Source organism: Pseudomonas sp. SIMBA_067, from assembly GCF_046534675.1.
Classification (GTDB): Bacteria; Pseudomonadota; Gammaproteobacteria; order Pseudomonadales; family Pseudomonadaceae; genus Aquipseudomonas; species Aquipseudomonas putida.
Genome location: NZ_JAWRYH010000006.1, coordinates 313558 through 335646, shown reverse-complemented (window position 1 = coordinate 335646; position 22089 = coordinate 313558). Strand labels below are relative to the sequence as shown.

The 22089-nt window shown below is 60.2% G+C and carries 20 protein-coding genes and 2 pseudogenes; 14 read left to right on the top strand and 8 right to left on the bottom strand.

The window, feature by feature from the left end; translation table 11 throughout:
- Positions 1–79: 79 nt before the first annotated feature.
- Positions 80–1246, top strand: coding sequence for a PLP-dependent aminotransferase family protein (locus SB765_RS16090; protein ID WP_410910453.1), 1167 nt, complete (start codon positions 80–82; stop codon positions 1244–1246).
- Between the two features lie 76 nt (positions 1247–1322).
- On the opposite strand, the gene arsH is transcribed toward SB765_RS16090, so the two are convergent.
- Genes arsH through SB765_RS16070 form a run of 4 tightly spaced genes read right to left on the bottom strand, consistent with a single transcriptional unit; the run spans position 1323 to position 4186 of the window.
- Positions 1323–2024: an arsenical resistance protein ArsH gene (arsH, locus tag SB765_RS16085; protein WP_306378839.1), complete on the bottom strand. Its 702-nt coding sequence runs from the start codon at positions 2022–2024 to the stop codon at positions 1323–1325.
- 11 nt (positions 2025–2035) lie between these two features.
- Positions 2036–2506 carry an arsenate reductase ArsC gene (locus SB765_RS16080; protein WP_341795966.1) on the bottom strand — a complete coding sequence of 157 codons (471 nt, stop codon included), beginning with the start codon at positions 2504–2506 and terminating at the stop codon, positions 2036–2038.
- 27 nt (positions 2507–2533) lie between these two features.
- Positions 2534–3817 (bottom strand): arsenic transporter, encoded by a 1284-nt coding sequence (locus SB765_RS16075; RefSeq protein WP_341795965.1) that lies wholly within the window; start codon positions 3815–3817, stop codon positions 2534–2536.
- A gap of 21 nt (positions 3818–3838) precedes the next feature.
- Complete coding sequence (locus tag SB765_RS16070) at positions 3839–4186, bottom strand: metalloregulator ArsR/SmtB family transcription factor (protein WP_410931575.1); 348 nt, start codon at positions 4184–4186, stop codon at positions 3839–3841.
- Positions 4187–4409: 223 nt separating this feature from the next.
- On the opposite strand from SB765_RS16070, the gene SB765_RS16065 reads away from it, so the two are divergent.
- From SB765_RS16065 to SB765_RS16045, 5 genes and pseudogenes are all read left to right on the top strand, one after another.
- On the top strand, positions 4410–4922 hold the full coding sequence (locus SB765_RS16065; RefSeq protein WP_410910468.1) for an RNA polymerase sigma factor: 513 nt from the start codon (positions 4410–4412) through the stop codon (positions 4920–4922).
- The gene (locus tag SB765_RS16060; protein WP_410931574.1) at positions 4923–5879 is read left to right on the top strand and encodes a FecR family protein; all 957 of its coding nucleotides are present in this window, start codon (positions 4923–4925) and stop codon (positions 5877–5879) included.
- A gap of 96 nt (positions 5880–5975) precedes the next feature.
- Positions 5976–8453: a TonB-dependent siderophore receptor gene (locus SB765_RS16055; protein WP_410931573.1), complete on the top strand. Its 2478-nt coding sequence runs from the start codon at positions 5976–5978 to the stop codon at positions 8451–8453.
- Positions 8454–9035: 582 nt separating this feature from the next.
- Positions 9036–9656 carry a tyrosine-type recombinase/integrase gene (locus SB765_RS16050; RefSeq protein ID WP_410931572.1) on the top strand — a complete coding sequence of 207 codons (621 nt, stop codon included), beginning with the start codon at positions 9036–9038 and terminating at the stop codon, positions 9654–9656.
- Positions 9657–9781: 125 nt separating this feature from the next.
- Positions 9782–9874, top strand: a pseudogene (locus SB765_RS16045) (IS5/IS1182 family transposase); the annotation flags it as partial.
- Between the two features lie 30 nt (positions 9875–9904).
- On the opposite strand, the gene SB765_RS16040 reads toward SB765_RS16045, so the two are convergent.
- The gene (locus SB765_RS16040; RefSeq protein ID WP_410931571.1) at positions 9905–10555 is read right to left on the bottom strand and encodes a TetR/AcrR family transcriptional regulator; all 651 of its coding nucleotides are present in this window, start codon (positions 10553–10555) and stop codon (positions 9905–9907) included.
- Positions 10556–10666: 111 nt separating this feature from the next.
- Between SB765_RS16040 and SB765_RS16035 the strand changes: the two genes are divergently transcribed.
- The 3 genes from SB765_RS16035 to SB765_RS16025 all read left to right on the top strand — a co-directional run bounded on the left by SB765_RS16035 (position 10667) and on the right by SB765_RS16025 (position 13699).
- Positions 10667–11560: an NAD(P)/FAD-dependent oxidoreductase gene (locus SB765_RS16035; RefSeq protein ID WP_410931570.1), complete on the top strand. Its 894-nt coding sequence runs from the start codon at positions 10667–10669 to the stop codon at positions 11558–11560.
- A 21-nt stretch (positions 11561–11581) separates the two neighbouring features.
- Positions 11582–12055 carry a methyltransferase family protein gene (locus SB765_RS16030; RefSeq protein ID WP_220633896.1) on the top strand — a complete coding sequence of 158 codons (474 nt, stop codon included), beginning with the start codon at positions 11582–11584 and terminating at the stop codon, positions 12053–12055.
- A gap of 438 nt (positions 12056–12493) precedes the next feature.
- Positions 12494–13699 carry a GAF domain-containing sensor histidine kinase gene (locus SB765_RS16025; RefSeq protein ID WP_341795961.1) on the top strand — a complete coding sequence of 402 codons (1206 nt, stop codon included), beginning with the start codon at positions 12494–12496 and terminating at the stop codon, positions 13697–13699.
- A gap of 162 nt (positions 13700–13861) precedes the next feature.
- Here SB765_RS16025 and SB765_RS16020 read toward each other — a convergent pair whose 3' ends face one another.
- Both SB765_RS16020 and SB765_RS16015 read right to left on the bottom strand, forming a co-directional pair.
- The gene (locus tag SB765_RS16020; protein WP_019472176.1) at positions 13862–14221 is read right to left on the bottom strand and encodes a cupin domain-containing protein; all 360 of its coding nucleotides are present in this window, start codon (positions 14219–14221) and stop codon (positions 13862–13864) included.
- A complete protein-coding gene (locus SB765_RS16015) occupies positions 14218–14811 on the bottom strand; it encodes a GNAT family N-acetyltransferase (protein WP_341795960.1) in 594 nt (197 codons plus the stop codon). Before SB765_RS16015 ends, SB765_RS16020 begins: the two co-directional genes overlap by 4 nt.
- A gap of 175 nt (positions 14812–14986) precedes the next feature.
- Here SB765_RS16015 and SB765_RS16010 point away from each other — a divergent pair.
- From SB765_RS16010 to SB765_RS15995, 4 genes and pseudogenes are all read left to right on the top strand, one after another.
- Positions 14987–15076, top strand: a pseudogene (locus SB765_RS16010) (ATP-binding protein); the annotation flags it as partial.
- Between the two features lie 473 nt (positions 15077–15549).
- Entirely contained in the window at positions 15550–17097 is a 1548-nt protein-coding gene (locus tag SB765_RS16005) for an AMP-binding protein (protein ID WP_410931569.1), read from the top strand.
- Positions 17098–17112: 15 nt separating this feature from the next.
- Entirely contained in the window at positions 17113–18276 is a 1164-nt protein-coding gene (locus SB765_RS16000; protein ID WP_341795958.1) for an acyl-CoA dehydrogenase family protein, read from the top strand.
- 63 nt (positions 18277–18339) lie between these two features.
- The gene (locus tag SB765_RS15995) at positions 18340–19650 is read left to right on the top strand and encodes an MFS transporter (protein WP_410931568.1); all 1311 of its coding nucleotides are present in this window, start codon (positions 18340–18342) and stop codon (positions 19648–19650) included.
- On the opposite strand, the gene SB765_RS15990 is transcribed toward SB765_RS15995, so the two are convergent.
- Positions 19635–20597: a LysR family transcriptional regulator gene (locus SB765_RS15990; protein WP_410931567.1), complete on the bottom strand. Its 963-nt coding sequence runs from the start codon at positions 20595–20597 to the stop codon at positions 19635–19637. The two genes, SB765_RS15995 and SB765_RS15990, sit on opposite strands and share 16 nt — an antisense overlap.
- A 150-nt stretch (positions 20598–20747) precedes the next feature.
- Between SB765_RS15990 and SB765_RS15985 the strand changes: the two genes are divergently transcribed.
- Entirely contained in the window at positions 20748–22085 is a 1338-nt protein-coding gene (locus SB765_RS15985) for a DUF1329 domain-containing protein (protein ID WP_410931566.1), read from the top strand.
- Positions 22086–22089 lie beyond the last annotated feature (4 nt).

The window sequence follows — 22089 nt, the reverse complement described above, 5'->3', positions numbered from 1 at the left end:
TTGACTTATTCTCGACGAGCGTTCTACTTTAGGTAAAGGAGTTTGACCTATATTGTTCGCGCTTGGCCAGAGGTGATCCATGGCATTTTCTGAACGTGTTTCGCGCCTTAAAAGCTCTTTGATTCGTGAAATTCTGGCCGCCGCGCAGCGCCCAGGGATGATGTCTTTTGCAGGAGGCCTGCCGGCAGAGGAGATGCTGCCCTCTGTGGACTGGGCTGAAATGCCCACCAGCATGGGCCAGTACGGGATGAGCGAGGGTGAGCCGATGTTGCGTGAGGCGCTGGCCAGGGAAGCCCGGGCGTTGGGAATCAAGTGCGAGGCTAGCCAAGTGCTGATTCTCAGCGGCTCGCAGCAGGCTCTGGACCTGACATCAAAACTGTATATCGACAAAGGGACGCCGGTACTGCTGGAAGCCCCTACTTATCTGGCCGCGTTGCAAAGCTTCCAGTTCTTCGGTGCGCACTGCCTTTCGCTGCCGATGGAACGCGATGGCCCGGACCTGGAGTCGCTGCGCGAACTGCTGAGCCTGAACCGCCCCGCGTTCATCTATCTGATTCCAACGTTCCAGAACCCGTCGGGGCTGCGCTACAGCGACAGAAAAAGGGACGAAGTCGCGGCGCTTCTCGATGAGTTCAACGTCACATTGATCGAAGATGAGCCGTATCGGGAACTGAGTTTCGACGGCGTCGCGGCCATGCCGGTTGTCAGCCGCCTGAACACCACCAGCTGGATTTATACCGGTACTGTGTCCAAGACCTTGCTGCCCGGCTTGCGGATTGGGTATCTGATTGCCAGCCCCGACCTGTTCCCGCACTTGCTGCGGCTCAAGCAGTCGGCGGACCTGCACACCAGTCGGGTTGGCCAATGGCAGGTGCTTCAATGGTTGGGAACAGAAAGGCTTGAGCGTCATCTTGAAGCGTTACGCCACTATTACCGGGCTCGTCGAGACGCTTTCCAGGCCGCATTGGAGACGCACTTCGCCGACTTGGCCGAGTGGCAGATGCCAGAGGGAGGGTTGTTCTTCTGGCTGACGCTCAAGCACCCCATCGATACCCGGTCATTGCTCGAACCGGCATTGGCGGCCAATGTGGCGTTCATGCCCGGAGAGCCCTTCTTCCCAGAGCCTGACAAACATCCAGGGCACCTGAGGCTGAACTTCAGCCATGTTGCTCCCGACAAGCTGGATGAAGGCCTTAAGCGTTTGGCGGACGTCCTGCGTCAGGCACTGATCCAGCAGGCGGCCTGACGATCGCTAATGGGTCGAAATCTGCAATTCACGACAGGTCGCTTTTGACCCATAGCGGGCATGCCAGGCATAGCGCTCAGATCGAGCGCTGGTTCACACGGGCAGAGAGTTGCTCGGCGTGTTCCTTGCGCTCCGAATAGCGATCCACCAGGAATTCCTGGCGGTCACGCAGCAAGACGGTGAACTTCACCAGTTCCTCCATCACATCTACCACGCGATCGTAGTACGGCGAAGGTTTCATACGGCCAGCGTCGTCGAACTCCAGGTAGGCCTTGGGTACCGAGGACTGGTTCGGGATGGTGAACATCCGCATCCAGCGCCCGAGCACGCGCAGTTGGTTGACCACGTTGAACGACTGCGAGCCGCCACACACCTGCATGACTGCCAGGGTCTTGCCCTGGGTGGGGCGAAGCGCTCCCAGCGCCAAGGGGATCCAGTCGATCTGTGCCTTGAAAACCGCAGACATCGCACCATGACGCTCTGGAGAGCACCACACCTGGCCTTCCGACCACTGCACCAGATCACGCAGTTCCTGCACCTTGGGGTGGTCGACAGGTACATCGTCAGGTAGCGGCAGGCCCGACGGATTGAACACCCGCGTTTCTGCACCGAAGTGCTCCAGCAGGCGTGCGGCCTCTTCTACCAGCAAGCGACTGAAAGAGCGTTCGCGGGTCGACCCATACAGCAGCAGGATGCGCGGTTTGTGCTCGCTGGAACGGGTTGCCGCTGGCGATACATCGAATAGGGCAAGGTCGAGATTAGGCAGTTGCTCGGACATGTTTCCTCCTGTTAAAGGGTACCGATGCGATCCAGCTCATGCTTGAGTTGCTCATGGTCGAGGTTATCGAAAGGCAGTGCGAAGAATGCTTGGCAGCGTGACTCGATCCGGGCCAGCGTGGCGCGGAACGCAGCGTCTACCGACGCCATATCACCCACGACATCGGACGGGTCCTCCAGTCCCCAGTGCGACTTCAGTGCAGGGCCGAAATACACCGGGCAAGCTTCGCCGGCAGCCTTGTCGCAAACGGTGATGACGATGTCAGGAGGGCAACCCTCGAACGCGTCATTGCCCTTGCTGCTCAGCCCTTCAGTAGAGATGCCCGCATGCTGCAAGGTGATCAGGCTGCGAGGCAACACGTGGCCTTTCGGGAAACTGCCGGCGCTGACGGCTTCAAATCCGTGAGGCGCCAGGTGATTGAACATGGCCTCGGAAAGGATGCTGCGGCAGCTGTTGGCCGTGCACATGAACAGGACTCGCATGGGGGCTCCTCCGCTTCGTGGCGGATGTCAGAGGCTCAGGCGCAATGCCAGGGCCGAAAGGGTGATCAACAGCACCGGTAGCGTCAGCAGGATGCCGACCTTGAAGTAGTAACCCCAGGTGATGCGCATGTCTTTGCGCTCCAGCACATGCAGCCAGAGCAGGGTGGCGAGGCTGCCGATGGGTGTGATTTTCGGGCCGAGGTCGCAGCCGATGACGTTGGCGTAGATCATCGCCTCGCGCACCAGCCCTTGCGCCTCGCTGGCCTGGATCGACAAGGCGCCGACCAGCACGCTGGGCATGTTGTTCATGACCGAGGACAGCAATGCAGCGATCAACCCGGTGCCGATGGCGGCAGCCCACAGCCCTTGCTGCGCAAGTTGGTTGAGCAAGTGGGTGAGCATATCGGTGAGGCCGGCGTTCTTCAGCCCGTAGACCACCAGGTACATCCCAAGAGAAAAGATCACCACCTGCCAAGGCGCTTCGCGCAGCACACGACGGGTGGAGATGCGGTGCCCGCGAGCGGCGACGGCAAAAAGGATTGCCGCACAAGTTGCAGCGACCGCACTGATCGGGATACCCAGTGGTTCCAGGGCGAACAGGCCGATCAGCAACACCAGCAGCACCCAGCCACCGACATTGAAGGTAGCGCGGTCATGAATCGCCTCGCTTGGCGTCTTCAGGGCCGCGAGCGTGTACTGCCTCGGGATATCACGACGGAAGAACACGAACAGCACCAGGAGGGTTGCAGCCACGCTGGCGAAATTCACCGGCACCATCACCGAGGCGTAATCGCTGAAGCCCAGCCTGAAGTAGTCGGCCGAAACAATGTTCACCAGGTTGGAAACTACCAGCGGCAGGCTCGCCGTGTCGGCGATGAAGCCAGCGGCCATGACGAAGGCCAGCGTTGCGGCGGGCGAGAACCTTAGCGCGAGCAGCATCGACATGACGATGGGTGTGAGGATCAGCGCCGCACCATCGTTGGCGAACAGCGCCGACACGGCAGCACCGAGCAGGACGCAGAAGGCGAACAGGCGGTAGCCGCTACCGCCTGCCCAGCGGGCCACATGCAGCGCGGCCCACTCGAAGAAACCGGCCTGGTCCAGCAGCAGGCTGATGATGATGACGGCGATGAAGGTGGCGGTGGCATTCCAGACAATGGCCCACACGGTCGGGATGTCGTGCAGCGAGACGGCACCCGCCGCCAGGGCAATGAGGGCACCGAGCGCGGCACTCCAGCCAACGCCAAGCCCCTTCGGTTGCCAGATGACCAGGATGAGAGTGAAAACAAAGACTGCAATGGCGACCAGCATGAAGATCTCGCTCGATGTTGATCAGCAGCAGGCAGCGTCACGGACGGGGCGGCCGTCCATGTTCTTCAGCCGATGAGAGTTGTCGGCCAACCATTGCGAATTTGCCTGCAAGGTCACCTGCAACATCTCATGCACCCAGGCTGGCAGCTCGGGGTTTAGACGGTAATACACCCATTGCCCCTGGCGGCGATCCAACAGCATGCCATTGCTGCGCAGATGTGCGAGGTGGCGGCTGATCTTGGGTTGGCTGTCGTTCAGCGCGCACATCAGTTCGCAGACACATAGCTCACCGAGACTGGCGATCAGCAGGGTGGCGCGAGCACGGGTCTCGTCGGACAGGCTTTTGAATACATCAGGCGGTGTAATCATGACTGCACCAATACATATGGAAATACGAATATACGAATTTCCATATGTTTAGTGCAAGGACATTTGGACTGAGCGTCGGCAATGAGGTGATAGCTGCCGTTGGCGAGCGTCCGCTTTCGACCCATTGCAGACATTCATCCGGCATCCTCATCATTGCGAATGATTCTCACAGTCAGTATGCTCACTCCACAAAAAATGGATGTCACCTCTCTCGGAGCGCGCAGTGGCCGACAAAATGGAGCAGTTGTTTCGCCTTTACCACCGCGAACTCCAGCAACTCGCCTACCGTCGTCTCGGTGATCGTGATCTGGCTGCGGATCTGACCCAAGACACTTTCCTGCGTTATGTGAGCCTCGACCGCCAAGAACGGACTCAGAGCATCAGCAATCCGCAGTTCTTCCTGATCCGGATGATGCGCAACCTGATCATCGACTTTTGTCGCAGCCGTTCGCGGCGTGGTACTCAGGCATCGTTGCACGATCTTCAGGATGAGTTGCTCGACTCCAGTCCGGGGCCAGCTGAGCTTCTGCTTTTGCGCGAGCAGTTGCGCCTGCTGCACAACGCTTTGGACGAGTTGCCCGAAAAATGCCGCCACGCACTGTTGCTCAACCGCATCGACGGTCTGGGGCACACGGAAATTGCCGAACGGCTTGGCGTTTCACCGAGCATGGTCAGCAAGTACATCATGCGGGCGTTGAGTCACTGCGCCAGCCGCCTAGGGCTGATGGAAGACTAAGTGAACGTGCCTGATTCTCAAGCCACACAGTCTGCCCTGCGCGAACAAGCCTTGCAGTGGCTGGTCGACCTGCACTCGGGCGACAAGCAGAAGGTCGACTGGGAGGGTTACCTGCAATGGTGCGAAACCTCGCCGGGGCATCAGCGGGCAGCACAGGCGGCTGAACGGCTGTGGGAGCAGTTGGGTAGCGCCCTACAATGCCCCGTATCACGCCCCCAGCGCCTGCCGGTTTTGGGCTTGGTGCTGGCGGTGGGACTTGCCTGCGGGCTGACATGGCAGGCAGCCGAGAACGGCTGGATGGCGGACCAGCGCACGGGAGTGGGTGAACGCCGTACGCTGCAACTGGCGGATGGCTCGCGCCTGGAACTGGCACCGCAGACGCGAGTGGACGTCGATGTGGATGGATCGCGGCGAGTGCTGCGACTTTATAGCGGCGAGCTGTACGTGCAGGTCGCTGCTGATCCAAAGAGGCCTTTCGACGTCGAGGCGGGCGAGGGGCGCATGCGCGCATTGGGCACCGCTTTCGATGTGCGTCGGCAGGACAGCAGTGTCCATCTGGTGGTCACTGAACATGCGGTGCGGGTAGACGTGCAAGCCAACGATGCCGTGCAAACGGCTGAGGTTCAGGAAGGCCAGGCGCTGGACTATGACGACAACGGCGTGTCCCAGCCATACGCAGTAGACGCGAGTGCCGAAACTGCCTGGCTGCATGATCGTCTCGTCTTCAACAACCGCACGCTTGGTGATGTGCTTGACGCCATGAAACCTTATCACTCAGGGCTGATCTGGATCCGCGACGCAGAGCTGCGCCAATTGCCGGTGACCGGCATCGTCGGCACCAATGACTTGCCGGCACAGTTGCAGCTGTTGCAACGCTCGCTCCCTGTGCGGATTCGCCAACTGCCCTGGCTGACCCTCATCGAACGCGACAACACCAGGGTGCGTGTGTCTCGCTGAAAATTTTTTGCTATCGCGCTGTCGGCTTTTTGCAGCCTGTCGTCTTTCCCTGTCGAGAGTGATTTTTATTTCGCTGATTTCAGCAAGGGGAGACACATGCAGCACTTGATTCGCCGGACAGCCCTGAGCCTCGCCATTACCACCATTGCCGCCTTTGCCATGACTACTGCGACGCAGGCGGCCGAACGCACTCAGAGCACGCTCCACACCTTTAACATTGCTCCAGGTTCGCTGGACCAAGCTTTGACGCGTTTTGCCGACCAGGCAGGTCTGAGGCTGATGGTGGCCAGCGAGGTACTGAAGGGGCAGGAGAGCAAGGGATTGAGCGGGCAGTTCAGCGCCGGTGAAGGGGTTCAGCGTTTGCTCGGTGGAAGCGGACTGAAGGCGAGTTTCAATGGTGACATCCTTTTGATCGAAAAAGTCCAAGTCGGCGACAAGGCCCTGGAGCTGGGGTCGACCATCATCCAAAGCCAGGGCCTTGGACTGACGACAGAAAATACCGGTTCCTACACCGCAGGCGCTGTATCGGTTGGGGGTAAAACTCCCGTGGCGCTGCGTGAGATTCCCCAATCGGTCTCGGTGTTGACCCGGCAGAACATCGAGGATCAGGGCATCACCAACATGGAACAGGCGCTGGATAAACTGACCGGCATCACCGTGGTAGGCGGCAACGGCGTAGATACCAAGTTCTACTCCCGTGGTTTCGAGGTCACCAGCGTGCAGACTGACGGCGGTGCTCCGGCGATCCGCCAGCAGAACTATCAGTCGTTGCCAGACATGGCCATGTATGACCATATCGAGATCCTGCGAGGCTCTGATGGCCTGTTCAGCGGGACCGGTGAGCCTGGCGGCACCCTCAATCTGGTGCGTAAGAAGCCATTGGCGTTCAACCAGCTCAAGACCACTACCTCGGCGGGCAGCTGGGACAACTATCGCCAGGAGGTCGATGTCACCGGGCCGCTCGGTTTAGATGGTCGCTTGCGTGGGCGAGGTGTGGTCGCCGTCGAAGATCGCGATTATTTCTACGACACCACCAACAGCAAGAAAGAAATCTACTATGGGATCCTTGAAGCCGACCTCACACCGGATACGCTGCTGACGTTTGGCGGCAGTCACCAGTGGCGCAAGATAAAGGGTTACTGGGACAGTGGACTGCCTCGGTACAACACTGGCGACGACATTGGTTTGTCCCGCGACACATCACTGGGCGCGGACTGGTCCACAGCAAACTACGAAACCAACGAGCTGTTCGTCAAACTGGAGCACGCCTTCAATGAAGACTGGAAGGTCAACGGCAGTTATACGCGTTACAGCCAAGACATCACCCAGAACATCGGCCAGGCAACCGGTACCCTCGACAGCACGACTGGAAGAGGCTCGCTGTTCTCACGCTGGGGGCGCAATTACACCATTGACCAAGACCTTTACGACGCCAACGTCTCCGGGCGCTTTCGTGCATTCGGCCTGGAGCACGAGGTGCTGTTCGGTATCGACCATCAGGAAACCCGGCGCGGTTTCGAGTCATTCCGTCTAGGCATGGCCAACATCCCGGTCGACCCACGTCAGGACGACATCAGCAATCAGCCTGAAGGTGCCATGCCTGGGATGTACATCAACTTCCCCGCATGGAACCAGCGTAAGAGCGGCGCCTACGCTACCCTGCGCGCGCAGCTGGCCGAGCCGTTAAAACTGATTGTTGGTGCGCGTTATTCGGACTACGACGACAACATCACCAGCGTGACGCCATCCGATGGCCAAGTTTACCCTACCGGCGGCAAGGAGAGCGGGGTGATCACCCCGTTCGGTGGGCTTGTCTACACTCTGAACGAGCAGTGGTCGGTCTATACCAGCTACAGCCAGATTTACACCCCGCAGACCAACTACTTGGGCACCGATCACCAGTCGCTCAAGCCTATGACGGGTGATACTTATGAGGTGGGCACTAAAGCCGAGTTGTTCGACAAAAAAGCCAACCTCTCGCTGGCGGTCTACTACACCAAGCGCGAGAACGAGGCCATGCTGCTCAATTCCGAAACCGTGATCGGCAACCCATGCTGCTACGAAGACGGTGGCAAGATTGTCAGCAAAGGCTTCGATGCCGAGATCACCGGCGAGCTTCTGCCGAACTGGCAGCTCGGGGCGGGTTACACTTTCAATATCAACGAGCAGGTCAAGACCGGCACAGCGTCCAACCGAGGCAAACCGCTGAGCACTCAAACACCGAAGCATTTGCTCAAGCTGTTCACCAGCTATCGCCTGCCAGGGGATCTGGACCACTGGAAGCTTGGCCTCGGCGCCAATATCCAGAGCCGAAACTACGTCAGCGGAACCTCTTCTGTAAAGGATGCGTTCGGAAACACCGTCACCACCGTGAATCCATTCGAGTACGAGCAGCCAGGCTATGCCGTGTGGAACGCTCTGGTCGATTACGAAATCGACAAGCACTGGACGGCATCGGTTAACGTCAACAACATCTTCGACAAGAAGTACTACCAGACCGTGGGAACCAACGCGATGAACAATTGGTACGGTAACCCCCGTGAATACCTGTTGACCTTGCGTGGTACGTTCTAAGCCCGATCTGTAGGCCTTAATGCAAGCGTTTGATATGGGGCGATACTGCCGGTCGACAATGACCACCATCTACCCATAGTGGACGCTTGCTACGCTGTCGAGTCATTCTTCATTCCTGTTCAGACCCTTCTTGCAGCGCACTCCCTAGCGATTTCCATCCATATGTCCTTATTGGGTTTCAGCTCCGGATAAGTCTGTACCGCAACATCGACTGTGCCCGCCAGAACGCTTGCCATCATATTGCCGAACGTTTTTTTAGCCCAGCATGGTCCTCTTCAGATGAATGCAGCAACGCCACTGGTGAGGGCAGCAGTGGCGTCGATACCTCCGTCAAGAGAAGCCTTCGCCGCGTCTCGAGACAAATCCATCAGCATTTCACCCTCTTTTCGAATGTATGAACGACACGAGACGCAGAAGCCGCGCTTTTTTTCAGAATTGTCGGTGCATTGCACGTGCAGATGAAAGAGAAAGCTTTCTAGCGGCAAGAAGGTGAAATCGGAGCGACAGTCCGCTAAGGGTCGGTTGGCGACCGTCCACCGGATCGAGTTCACCCTTGTTCTCCCCTAACGCGGAGGACAACCCATGAAAACCGGTGCTATCTACACCCATCGCCCATGGAACAAGGGAAAGCTAGTCGGGCAGAAAGCCCCGCTCCGACTCAGAAATATCTGGGCCATCCGGGTAAGGCTCCAGATCGCGGAGAAATCTCGGGATCTGGCGTTGTTCAACTTGGCAATCGACAGCAAGCTGCGAGCCTGCGACTTAACCAAGCTTCGCGTACGCGACGTTGCTCATGGGGAGCACGTGTCATCGCGAGCGATTGTGATGCAGCAGAAAACTCAACATCCAGTGCAATTTGAGATCACCGAGCAAACCCGTATGGCTTTGGAAGCCTGGATGCATCAGGCTCACCTCCGTAGCGAGGACTGTCTGTTTCCGAGTCGGCTACACGGTTCAGATCATCTCTCCACCAGGCAATACGCGCGAATAGTGAAAGCCTGGGTGACAGCCGTTGGCCTTGATCCAGCGCTGTACGGCACCCACACGCTGCGGCGAACGAAGGCCTCATTGATCTATCGTAGAACCAAGAATCTGAGGGCAGTCCAACTCTTGCTTGGCCATACGAAGCTTGAAAGCACCGTCAGATATCTGGGGATTGAGGTCGACGATGCCTTGGAGATGGCAGAGCAGACGGAGGTCTGACCATCTAAAGCGACGGTCGAGGGCAGACCGTCGCTAACCGACCCAAAGCGGTCTCTCGCTAAGGACAGCAAACGGTCAATAGCAGCCAGCAGCTTGAAGGAGTCTCCGAGTCTATGGTCGATTCAGGCTGCGATGCTGAGCACTTGCGTCAGTACTGCGACAGTTATCGGACGCAGCCTGTGATTCCGCTGCGAACCCTGAAGCGCAAACCCAAGCCTAGGCCAAGCTGCTCTGGAGCAATCAAATGCTTATCCACTTGCGCGGTCGCTGCGACCGTGCGCGGCTATGAACATGGCGACGGCCGACCGGCAGTAGGATTCGATTTCGTTTTCGTCCTCTGCTCTCGCCTGATCGAAGCGGGCGATCATCAGTAGATCGGACCCTTTGAAGAGCGCGGCAAACAAGCGGGCGGCTTGGAGGGAATCGGGCACGTTGAGAAGCGCCTTCGCGTGAAGTTGGCGCAACAGGGTCTCGATGTCGGCGATGACATGAGCGGCGCCGGCTTCGTAGTGGCGCTTGCTCAAGGCGTTTTGACTCGTTTTATCGGCCATGACCATGGCTTCGATACTGCTGACGTCTGGTCTCAACAGCGTGCGCAGCAGTGATGTTCCCACCGCCATAAGTTGGTCTTCGACCGAACCTTCGGCATCTTCAAGCAGGGCCTGTGGTGCAAACGACTTCTGGCAACCAGCCGTGATGGCTGCGCTGAACAGCGCCTCTTTGTTCTCGAAGCGCCTATAGATGCTGAGCTTGGATATCTTCGCCCGCTGGGCGACCTTGTCCAACGTCGTCGCTTGAAAACCCAATTCCACAAAAAGTTCGCTCGCGGCGTTGAGTATCGTTTGGGCAAGCGCCTCGTTGGTGGGCCGGCCGCGCCGGCCCTGTATGGTCTCAGTCATGATATTGGTACTTTGCAGTATCTTAATTTAAGGTATACGATACCACTCGGTATCTTAAATTTGCAATCCAAAGGCTAGGTTTCAACCTGCCCTCCAGCGGAGCCCATCACCATGAATGACGTCATCATCATCGGCGGAAGTTTTGCCGGTCTCGCCGCCGCTTTACAGCTCGGCCGTGCCCGTCGCAAGGTCATCGTTCTCGATACCGGCTGCCCGCGTAACCGTTTTGCCGGCCATTCACATGGTCTGCTTGGTCACGATCACACACCGCCGCTGGAAATCCTGGCCGCGGCGCGGCAGCAGTTGGCGCGCTATCCAACGGTCAGGCTGGTCAATGCCCGGGCGGAGAAAATTTCTGGCGTAATCGACGATTTCTGCGTTGTCACTGACGATCACGAAAGCCTCAAGGCCCGCCGCGTAATCCTAAGCTATGGCGTCGCAGATCAGATGCCTGATGTTCCGGGCTTTGCCGAGAGCTGGGGCACGTCCATCGTCCCATGCCCCTATTGCGACGGCTTTGAAGTCGCCGGGCAACATTGGGGCCTCGTGTGGTCCGGCCCGCAATCTCACAACCAGGTCAGGCTGTTCCTCGATTGGACCGACAGGTTGACTGTCTTTGCCGATGGTCACGACATTGCGTCTGATATCCAGGCCGATCTGGCTCACCGCAACATATCTGTCATCGACGGGCGGATCGTCGAGATCGCCCATCACCAAGGGCATATCGCTACTGTCAATCTCGACACTGGCTCCACTGTTGCGGTCGACATCCTGTTTGCTCATCCGCGCAACAAGCCATCCGCAAACCTGCATGAATCGCTGGGCCTCGCCACGATGGATACGCCAACTGGCGTCGTCCTCAAGGTCGACGAACGCCGCCAATCCAGCACACCCGGCATCTACGCCGCCGGCGATCTCACCACGCCCATATTGCCCTCGGTCACCCAGGCATCATCGCAGGGCGCGATGGCGGGTATTTTTGCCCAGCAGTCGATGCTGGCTTGAGCGCTTACAGAGGAAATGAACATGGCCGTCGAACCGGACAGCGCGGGGGTGCGCTTACCTCCGCCCTTCATCTATCTAGGAGCGTTGCTGTTGGGGCTGGCGGCGGATCGGTTCGTCGCCCTGAGCTACTTCGGCATCGACCGGTGGTTGCTGATCGCGACGGGCGCGCTGCTGTTCGCTACCGGCGCGGTGATGATGCTTGCGGCGGCGGGGCTGTTCCGGCGCCTGGGCACCAACATTCCGCCGTCGCGACCAACGACCCTCATCGCAACGACCGGCCCTTATCGGTGGACCCGCAATCCCATGTATCTCGGCATGGCGCTTGTCTATGCCGGCATTGCGGTCGGCTTCGACGGAGCAATCGCCTTGGCTTTGCTTCCATTGGTGCTGATTGTGATCCAGAAACAGGTAATCGCCCGCGAGGAGCGCTATCTCGAATCCAAGTTCGGCGACGACTACCGCCGCTACAAGGCCGAGGTTCGCCGCTGGCTCTGACTATTCCGCAACTGCTGCCTGCGGGATTTTCTGATAACCAACACCGACTTTCTTGCCACGGCTACTGAATGGGCCCTGATTTCGTAGATAATCAAGGGCCGCTTTTGGCCGAGAACTGCCTCGCAGCTTTTGGGTCCATTTCTGCCCTGGGCGAGAGACCGCTTTGGGTCGTTAGGGGCCAGTGGAGACCGACTGCGACCGACCCAGAGCTGCCGTTGGTGGATGGCAAGCCAAATTGTCATTTCTCGCATCCCTGCCAACCCAGCGTGCACCTGAATCGACCAACGCCTGCCACATAACTGGATCTGCCAGACAGCCACCTATATCGATTGTAACCGCATGCCCATGTTGACGGCCGCGTACCCTGCGCGGGTTCATTGTCAAACGCTGGGGCTTCCGCTTTAATGCCCATTTGCCATTCATCCAATCGGCGACTTGATGCCTTATCCGTCTGACCTTTCACATGACATTAGTACGATTGCCAAGATCGAGGCCGTTCCGCTTATTCTCAATATGGTGAAGCATGTTACCGGCATGCGCTTTGCGGCAATTGCGCGTGTCACCGAGAGGAAATGGGTGGCTTGCGCCGTCGATGATTCTATTGATTTTGGGCTCATACCTGGCGGCGAGTTGGTGCTGGAAACGACGATTTGCCACGAAATTCGTCAGCACCACAAACCCGTTATATTCAAGAATGCCAGTGAGCATCCGGTGTACTCAACCCACCACACCCCTAAGACATACGGCTTGGAAAGCTATGTCTCCATTCCTATCACCAGGACAAACGGAGATTTTTTCGGAACGCTCTGCGCCATTGATCAGGTGCCAGCAGATTTTGATGAAGATGCAGTGTGCAACACACTAACGCTTTTCGCCCAGTTAATAGCTGTTCAACTCGACGTTCTGGCGGACCTTGAGGCCAAAACGATTGAACTGGCCAATGCGGCTGAGACCGGCATTGTCCGGGAGCAGTTCATTGCCGTACTGGGGCATGACCTCCGTTCGCCACTGAGCGCTATCAGAATGAGCGCTGATCTACTGGAGGCCAGGCTGCCCGCCGGTCGCGAGCAGCAGCTTGCCATTGCAATACGACAAAGCTCGCAGCGGATGAATAACTTGATTGAAGATGTCCTGGATTTTTCTCGAGGAAAGCTGGGGGGAGGCATTCCGGTCAAACGGACTTTGGTGGACAACCTGGGTGACATTTTTATTGCTGTCATCAATGAAATCATGATGAGTCATCCCAACGTCAAAATCCGTCAAGAGGTGATCATTTCACCTGGGGTCTTCTGTGATGCTGGGAGAATGGGGCAATTGCTTTCAAACCTATTGGGCAATGCCGTTGCTCATGGGGCGCATGATCTCCCGATAGAGGTGATCGCAAGCATGCAAGAAAATCATGTAGTTCTGTCAGTGATGAACCATGGCCCAGAAATCCCCGACGTTTTGTTACCGCTACTGTTCCAGCCGTTTAAACGGTCAGCAGGTGGTGGTCGCGGGGAGGGGCTGGGGCTCGGTTTGTATATTGCATCTCAGATCGTAACGGGTCACAACGGGACGCTGTCAGTAACCTCTACGCCTGAGGACGGCACGCGCTTCGTCGCGAGGTTCCCTGGCACCTTGGAGTGGACGAAAGAGCACTAGATGTGGGTCTCAGTTGATAGGTGGCTTCGCCGAACGCTTGGTTCTATGCGCGACAGCGCAGCCATGAGGTAAAGGGCTCCTGCCGAAGAACATTCGAGCGCCGGCAGCAGGCCAGCATGCACACTGGCTTTGCGCTGCGCTCGATGAAACGCCACCCGGTGCCTAGTTCGCGGGCAAGAGGATCACGAAGTTCTTTTTCATGTCTTCCAGTACGGTCCATTTGCCCTTGGCGCCCGGTTCGATAATGAACGTGTCGCCAGCGGCCAGTGTGATGGGGGCGCAACCCTCAAGCTCGATGACGCAGCATCCACTCAAGACATGGCAGAACTCCCAAACTTTGTAGTCGATGCGCCACGCTCCGGTGCTGGCTTCCCATTCTCCGGAAATGCGACCTTGCTGTTCATCGTGATAATACTTGGAGGTCAGCGTATGAGGGGTGCCTTCCACGACCTCTTCAAAAAAAGGAAGGTCGCGCACCGGTTGGATATCCAGTTCGCGGAAGACGGTCAGCTTCTTGTTCATGGTTTTTCCTCGAGCACGTTGTGGGTAGGGCGATACATCAAATAGGCTTCACCGGTTACGCTCAGCATCGGATGCGGAACGATCTGGCAGGTTTTAACAATTTGAAAACCGTGACGTTCGTAGAAGCGTCGTGCACCGTGGTTTTCTGCATAATCAATCAGGCATAGCCCATCCAGGCCAGAGTCCTCAGCCCGTTGCTGAGCGTGGCGAAGAAACTGGACGCCCAGCCCTTGGCTGCGCCAGGCTTCATCCAGGGCCAGGCTGGATATGTATAAGGTGTCGGGTATTTCCATGTCGGAATACGGCGCGAGGACCGGGTCTGTCTCGACAGGCCTGTCAGGGGTCTCGCGCAAGGCATAGCTATGCATCATGCCGATGACGCGCCCTTCGAAAATGGCCATCAGGCAGTTCTTGTAGGAAAAGTCGCCCTGTTCCCTGGCATAGCGAGACGTGCCGACACTCAGCAATGCTTCTCCCGGTGTTGCAAGCTTGCTCCATATGTAATCGGCCATGCCCTCCGACGTCAGTTGAAAGAAGCGCGCAATATCTTGCGCATCCGAGGCTTGAGCGGGTCTGAAGTCGATAAGCATGTACAGTGCTCCCAAGGGATCGGGTACCTGGTTTTCAAGGATTACGCCATAGGCAGGCTGGCAGGTTAGGCGGATTCAACGGTTTCCATCATGCTCTGGGCGAACACCGTCAGCACGGCATGCGACGCTGCCCATGCTCAAAGGCAGATAGCCGTCTGAGGGCTCAGCCCTGGGGATTGGTCGTGCCGTGCTACATCTGATCTCAGGGAAGATTGCATCCGGCAAGTCGCTGAGCGAGGATCATTGGCTCTCACGGCTGTACCCTTACTTCAGGTTGAAATCCATCGACAATGAGCGGTCCATCGCCGGCAAACACGGCTCCCACAAGTCCAGCACTCGCCTGAAGGCTGGTGATATTGCTGTGGGAGCTGGCTTGCCGGCGATGAGGCCAGCACAGACGATCGAACCTTGAATGGGTGTCCACCAGGTATGACCGTCACATTACGACCCCATGCAGACATTTGGATGTCCGGGCCGGTACCGACGCTAGAGCCCTTGAGGATCTGAGGTCTTAGCTCAGCTTCCTTGAAATGGCCCTTGCGCTGGCCATCGCCTTCGATCATACGGCCTAGCGGGTGGTCGACGTATTCCAGCACGCACACCGAGCGGCAGTTCGAGCACGTCTCATGCATTGCGCCAGCTAATAACGTTATGGCCGGCATCTGAATCTTGTATTACATCTGCCCGCGCATGGCTGTTTAGCATCGTCGATGTCTTCCTGTCGACGAGAACAACAACGTGAACCTTGGAACGATCATTACCCGAAGTGCCCGCTACTGGCCGGACCACATCGCCGTGGCGGACAGCCAGACACGTGTCACCTACGCCCAGCTGGAGCGCCGCAGCAACCGCCTGGCATCAGGGCTGGGCTCGCTGGGCGTGGCCGTGGGCGAGCATGTGGCGATCCTCGCCGCCAACCGCGTGGAGCTGGTGGAAGCGGAAGTGGCGCTGTACAAGGCGGCGATGGTCAAGGTGCCGATCAATGCGCGGCTGTCACTGGATGAAGTGGTGCGGGTGCTGGAAGACTCCTGTAGCGTTGCACTGATCACCGACGCTAGCTTTGCCCAGGCGCTGGCGACGCGGCGTGCGGAGTTGCCGCTGCTGCGACAGCTCATCGTGCTGGAGGGCGAGGGCGGTGACCTGGGTTATGCCGCGTTGCTTGAGCGCGGCAGCGAAGCAGCGCTGGGTTTGGACCCGGCCGACGATGCGCTGGCCGTGCTGCACTACACCTCCGGCAGCTCGGGCGTGCTCAAGGCCGCCATGCTCTCGTTCGGCAACCGCAAGGCGCTGGTGCGCAAGAGCATCGCCAGCCCCACACGGCGCTCCGGGCCAGGCGACGTCATGGCTCACGTGGGGCCCATCACCCATGCCAGCGGCATGCAGATCATGCCGCTGCTGGCGGTGGGCGCCTGCAACTTGCTGCTCGATCGTTACGACGACCGCCTGTTGCTGGAGACCATCCAGCGCGAACGGGTGACGCGGCTGTTCCTGGTGCCGGCGATGATCAACCGGCTGGTCAATTACCCTGGCGTCGAGCGCTTCGACCTGGCCAGCCTGAAGCTGGTCATGTACGGTGCCGCGCCCATGGCGCCAGCCTTGGTGAAAAAGGCCATCGAACTGTTCGGGCCGATTCTGGTGCAAGGGTACGGCGCTGGTGAAACCTGCTCGCTGGTCACGGTGCTGACCGAGCAGGACCACCTGGTGGAAGACGGCGACTATCAACGCCTGGCCTCCTGCGGGCGGTGCTACTTCGAGACCGACCTGCGGGTGGTCAACGACGCGTTCGAAGATGTGGCCCCCGGCGAAGTCGGCGAGATCGTGGTCAAGGGCCCGGACGTGATGCAGGGCTATTGGCGCGCCCCGGCGCTCACCGCCGAAGTCATGCGTGACGGCTACTACCTCACCGGCGACCTGGCTAAGGTCGATGCGCAGGGTTACGTGTTCATCGTCGATCGCAAGAAGGAAATGATCATTTCCGGCGGGTTCAACGTGTACCCCAGCGAAGTGGAGCAAGTCATCTACAGCTTCCCCGAAGTGTTCGAGGTAGCAGTGGTCGGCGTGCCCGATGCGCAGTGGGGTGAAGCGGTACGTGCGGTGGTGGTGCTCAAGCCAGGTGCGCAACTGGAGGCGGCCGAGCTGATCGAGCGTTGCGGTCGTGCGCTGGCCGGGTTCAAGAAGCCGCGCGGCGTGGACTTTGTCAGCGAACTGCCGAAAAACCCCAACGGCAAGGTGGTGCGCCGCCTCGTCCGGGACACCTACTGGCAACACAGCGAACGTCGTATCTGACCAGGGAGCATCACCATGTATCAACCAAGTGCAAAGGCTGCGCAGATCATCGAAGCGATCGAGGGTTTCGTCCGTGACCAGGTTCGCCCGCTGGAGCAGCAGGCGAACCTGGACTGGGCGCGCCCGCACCCGCAGGCGGTGCTGCGGCAGGTATGGAAGCGTTCAAGCGAACAAGGCCTGTACACCATCATGTTGCCCGAGAGCATGGGTGGGGCCGGCCTGAACGTGGCCGACCTGTGCGCGGTGAAAGAAGCGACGGTGCTGACAGGCTCCATGCTGGCCCCGCATGTGCTGGGCGAGCTGTCTGGGCCGCCGCGGGTCGGCCACCTGTTCAAGGTGGCCAGCCCCTACCAGGTCGAGACCTTCCTGAAGCCCGTGTGCCGCGCTGAAAAAGCCGTGTGCTTTGCGCTGACCGAAGCCGAGGCCGGTTCGGATGCGACCGCCATTCGCACCCAGGCGCGCCGTGACGGTGACCACTATGTGCTCAGCGGCAGCAAGCGCTATATCTCCGGGGCCACCTACGCCGACTTGGCGGTGCTGCTGGCAGTGACTGGGCCAGGGCAGGGCGCCCAGGGTATTTCGGCGTTCTTAGTCGACCTCAAGGCCCCGGGCGTACGTATCGAGAGCGATTATTCGGTGATGTCCGGCGGGGGTGCCCATGGCGATATCGTGCTCGACAATGTACGCGTGCCAGCGGCCAACCTGATTGGTGAAGAAGGGCAGGGGTTCAAGCTGGCCATGGGGCGCATCACCCTCAACCGCCTGCTGCATTGCCCGACCCTGCTGGGGATGGCCGGCCTGGCCCTGAACCTGTCGATCGAGCATGCGCGCAGCCGCAAGCAGTTCGGCCAGCCAATCGCCATGTTCCAGGCGGTGAACCACATGATCGCCGACATGGCCACCGAGCTGCACGCTGCGCGCAGCATGGTCTACGCCACAGCCCAGGTGAGCGACGCCGGCGGCGATATCCGTACCCAGGCGCCGATGTGCAAGCTGTTCGTCTCCGAGGCGGCCTTCCGCATCGCTGACAAGGCGGTGCAGGTGCATGGCGGCGCCGGGCTGATGCAGGGCCACCCGGTGGAGTGGGTTTTCCGCGCCACGCGGATGATGCGTATCCTCACCGGCACCAGCGAGATCCAGCGCAACACCATCGCCAAAGGCGTGCTGATGCCTGCATGACCATCGGGCCGCCCCTGCGGCGGCCTTTTGGCAACACCTACAACAATAACAAGAGTACTCGCCATGACTGCGGATTCTTCCCTGCCCAACCCCCGTACTGCCTGGCTGGTGGCGGCGCTGCTGGCCCTGCTGATGCTGGTCAACTTTCTCGACAAGGTGGTAATCGGCCTGGTGGCGGTGCCGATGAGCGCCGAGTTGGGCCTGACGGCCACCCAGTTCGGCCTGATCGGCGGTGCCTTGCACTGGTTTTTCGCGATCTCCGCCGTGGTCGGTGGCTTCATGGCCAACCGGCGCCCCACCCGCACCTTGCTGTTGGGCATGGGCCTGTTCTGGGCGCTGATCCAGCTGCCGATGCTGTTTGCCACCTCACTGTGGGCCATCGTGGCTTGCCGGGTGTTGTTGGGCATCGGCGAGGGGCCGGCATCGCCTGTGGCCACCCATGCGCTGTACAAGTGGTTCCCCAACGATCGGCGCAACCTGCCGGTGGCCCTGCTGCATGCTGGCAGTGCCATGGGGCTGCTGGTGGCCGGTGCGATGATCCCCTGGGTCAGCCTGCATTACGGCTGGCGCAGCAATTTCATCATCCTTGCGCTGATCGGCCTGGTCTGGTGCCTGCTGTGGTGGCGGCTGGGCCAGGAGGGCACCCTGGAGCGCCTGCGCAGCAGCCAGCTCAAGGCCGATGAGCCGGCAATCCCTTATCGCCGGCTGCTGGGCGACGCCAGTGTGCTGGGCAACTACCTGTGCCATTTCGCTGCCAATTGGTCGCTGGCGTTGACCCTGACCTGGGTGCCCAGTTACCTGCAAGTGGGCCTGGGTATCGACCCGCTGCAGACCGGGCGCATCTTCGTCATGTTCGTGGTCGTGACCACACCGCTGAGCTTGCTGCTGGCGTGGCTCTCCCAGCGCCTGATGCGTCGCGGCCTGCCTTCACGGGTGGCACGTGGTGTGTTCGTTTCAGTGTGCCTGGTGCTGGGCGGGCTGTTGTCGGCGTCGCTGATCCTGCCCGGGCTGAGCACCGCTGTGCGGGTTGCCGCGCTGACCTTGAGTGGTGGCCTGGCCTTGGTCATGTATTCCGTGGGCCCGGCGATGCTCGCCGAGTTCACCCCAGCGGCCCAGCGCGGCGGCATCCTCGCCATGGGCAACGGCATCGCCTCGCTGGCCGGGCTGGCAGCGCCGGTGGTGACCGGCTTGCTGGTGCAGGGCGCGGGTGCCGAACACCCGGCGGGCTATGCCCAGGGGTTCCTGGTATGCGGCGCGGTGCTGGTGGTGGCCGGGCTGGTCGGCCTGGCCACCTTGAACCCGCAGCGCACCCGACAACGCCTGCGCGAGTCGGCTGCAAGGGACGGGCAGGCGCGCGCTCAGACTGCCAGCTGAACGCCCAGGACGGCCTCCAGCGGTTCGGGCTCTTTGCCGATCAGTTCGCCGCGCCAGCGGCCGCTGTTGACCAGGTCGATCAGCACGCCGCGCACCAGGTCGCGCAGGCAACCGGCGGCGAATGACAAGGGTTTGTGCTGGGAGTGCGCCAAGGCGATGGTGCGGCTGATGCGCGGTTCAACGATGCGCCGCGCCGCCGTGGGTTCGAGCAGTTCGCTCAGCGGCGGCCAGTTGCTGATGGTCGCCGCCAGGCCGGCACGCACCAGGCTGGCGATGCCGGGCGCCGATTGTTGTTCGTAAGCTGCGGTCAATGGCACTCCGGCCTCCATGGCGGCTTGTTCGATGCGCCGGCGCAGGTGCAGCGCGCGGGGCGGCAGCACCAGCCGGGTGGCGGCGGCTTCGGCCAGGGTGATGGTGTCGGGTGTGCCCGCTGCTGATGCGCCGACCCAGTACAGCGCCTCGGTGAAGATCGGCTCGGCCTCGACATGGTCGAGTTCCTCGGCATTGGGCACCACACCGAAGTCCACCTTGCCCAGTTCGATGGCCTGGCCGCCTTCGCGGCTGAGGCCGTCCCACACCGTCAGGGTCACGCCCGGGAAGCGCTGTTCGGCGCGCCTGACGATTTCCGGCAGCAGCAGGTCGGCCGCGGTGGCCGGAATGGAAATGGCCACGTGGCCCTTGGGATTGCCGCGGCTGGATTTCAGCTCGTCCTTCACCGAGTCCAGTTTCTGCACCACCTGGCGGGCCACCTCGTAAAGCTGGCGTCCGGCATCGGTCAGGGCAATGCCGTCGTGCTGGCGGTCAAGCAGCTGCATTTCCAGTTCACTTTCCAGCAGGCTGATCTGCCTGCTCAGCGCCGGTTGGGCAATGTAGGCGCGGCGTGAAGCCGAGGAGAAGCTGCCGGCTTCGACGATGGCGATCAGGTAGCGGAGCTGTTTCAGGGTCATCGGAGCGGTTCCAAGGGTATGCCGAACTGATATGGCACGTATCCGAACACGTTATTTGTGGCGTTCGAAGCGCGGCTTCTAGTATCACCCCGAAAGGGCGGGCCAAGGCAAGCCCGGCCAGGACAACACAACAACAAGAGGCCAAGCCCGATGAAACCTGTCGCCCTGCTACGCAGTATTCTGCTCATCAACGTCGGCCTGCTGGCCCTGCATGTCGCGGCCACGCCGCTGCTTCCAGACCTGACGCCGGTGGGGGCTGAACGCGGGGCCAGCAGCGACGGCCGCATTCCGGCCTGGCGCGGGGGCCTGCAAGCGGGGCAGGTGTCGCTGGCGGTCAACGGCACGCCGCTGGACCCGTACGCCGATGAGCAGCCGCTGTACGTCATCACGGCGCAGAACTACGGGCAGTACCGTGAGCAACTGACGGCGGGGCAGGTGGCCTTGATCCAGCGCTACCCCAAGACGTTTCGCCTGCCGGTATACCCGTCCCACCGCAGTGTCGCGGTACCGCCTCAGGTGGGCGAATGGGCCCGGCACAATGCTGCCAGCGCTCGCCTGGTCAATGACGGCAACGGCGTGGAAGGCTTTAACGGCGTGCTGGCATTCCCCAGGCCCGACAACGGCCTGCAGGTGCTGTGGAACCACCTCACCCGGCCACGCAACGGCAGTTTCAGCCTGGCTTCGGACAGCATCACACCGCGTGGCGATGGGCGCTTTGCCACGATGAGCCTGCAACAGACGTTTGCCCGTCCCGACGTGCTTGACGATGGCCAGACGGGTAACGTGCTGTACTACCTGAGCTACCGCATGACCGCGCCGTCGCGCCTGGCGGGCGATGCCGTAGTGCTGCACGAAACCCTCGATCAGGTTACGCAGCCGCGCCTGTCGTGGCTGTACAGCAGCAGCCAGCGGCGGGTGCGGCGCGCCCCGGCGCTGGCCTATGACAGCATCACCCCGGGCACGGCCGGCCTGCGCACCGCCGACAGCCGCGACATGTTCAATGGTGCACCGGACCTCTACCAGTGGACCTTGGTGGGCAAGAAGGCCCTGCACGTGCCGTACAACAGCTATCGCCTGGCATCGCCACTGCTCGGTTATGCCGCGCTGATCGGGCCGGGCCACGTCAACCCGCAACCCACCCGCTACGAGCTGCACCGGGTGTGGGAAGTGGTGGGCACCCTCAAGCCTGGGGCGAAGCATATCTATGCCAGCCGCCGCTATTACCTGGACGAGGACAGCTGGGCCATCGTCGAGGCGGACTTCTTCGATCACAAGGGGCAGTTGTGGCGCACTGCCCAGGCGCACAGCTACTACCACGTCACCGGGCAGGCGCTGGTCAATGCCATGGAGGCGATCTATGACCTGCGCAGTGGTCGCTATCAGCTGTCGGGCCTGACCAACGAGCAGCCAAGGCCGTACGCTTTCGATGTGCGCACCAGTGCTTCGTACTTCTCACCCGGCGCATTGCGCAGCCAAGGGCTGCGCTGACACA

What these genes read in the sequence shown, in the direction of transcription:
- SB765_RS15995 (WP_410931568.1), top strand. Translation starts at nt 18,340, where the DNA reads ATGACTGCGGATTCTTCCCTGCCCAACCCCCGTACTGCCTGGCTGGTG.
- SB765_RS16075 (WP_341795965.1), bottom strand. Translation starts at nt 3,817, where the DNA reads ATGCTGGTCGCCATTGCAGTCTTTGTTTTCACTCTCATCCTGGTCATC.
- SB765_RS16035 (WP_410931570.1), top strand. Translation starts at nt 10,667, where the DNA reads ATGAATGACGTCATCATCATCGGCGGAAGTTTTGCCGGTCTCGCCGCC.
- SB765_RS16000 (WP_341795958.1), top strand. Translation starts at nt 17,113, where the DNA reads ATGTATCAACCAAGTGCAAAGGCTGCGCAGATCATCGAAGCGATCGAG.
- arsH (WP_306378839.1), bottom strand. Translation starts at nt 2,024, where the DNA reads ATGTCCGAGCAACTGCCTAATCTCGACCTTGCCCTATTCGATGTATCG.
- SB765_RS16030 (WP_220633896.1), top strand. Translation starts at nt 11,582, where the DNA reads ATGGCCGTCGAACCGGACAGCGCGGGGGTGCGCTTACCTCCGCCCTTC.
- SB765_RS16090 (WP_410910453.1), top strand. Translation starts at nt 80, where the DNA reads ATGGCATTTTCTGAACGTGTTTCGCGCCTTAAAAGCTCTTTGATTCGT.
- SB765_RS15990 (WP_410931567.1), bottom strand. Translation starts at nt 20,597, where the DNA reads ATGACCCTGAAACAGCTCCGCTACCTGATCGCCATCGTCGAAGCCGGC.
- SB765_RS16050 (WP_410931572.1), top strand. Translation starts at nt 9,036, where the DNA reads ATGAAAACCGGTGCTATCTACACCCATCGCCCATGGAACAAGGGAAAG.
- SB765_RS16080 (WP_341795966.1), bottom strand. Translation starts at nt 2,506, where the DNA reads ATGCGAGTCCTGTTCATGTGCACGGCCAACAGCTGCCGCAGCATCCTT.
- SB765_RS16020 (WP_019472176.1), bottom strand. Translation starts at nt 14,221, where the DNA reads ATGAACAAGAAGCTGACCGTCTTCCGCGAACTGGATATCCAACCGGTG.
- SB765_RS16025 (WP_341795961.1), top strand. Translation starts at nt 12,494, where the DNA reads ATGCCTTATCCGTCTGACCTTTCACATGACATTAGTACGATTGCCAAG.
- SB765_RS15985 (WP_410931566.1), top strand. Translation starts at nt 20,748, where the DNA reads ATGAAACCTGTCGCCCTGCTACGCAGTATTCTGCTCATCAACGTCGGC.
- SB765_RS16015 (WP_341795960.1), bottom strand. Translation starts at nt 14,811, where the DNA reads ATGCTTATCGACTTCAGACCCGCTCAAGCCTCGGATGCGCAAGATATT.
- SB765_RS16070 (WP_410931575.1), bottom strand. Translation starts at nt 4,186, where the DNA reads ATGATTACACCGCCTGATGTATTCAAAAGCCTGTCCGACGAGACCCGT.
- SB765_RS16040 (WP_410931571.1), bottom strand. Translation starts at nt 10,555, where the DNA reads ATGACTGAGACCATACAGGGCCGGCGCGGCCGGCCCACCAACGAGGCG.
- SB765_RS16055 (WP_410931573.1), top strand. Translation starts at nt 5,976, where the DNA reads ATGCAGCACTTGATTCGCCGGACAGCCCTGAGCCTCGCCATTACCACC.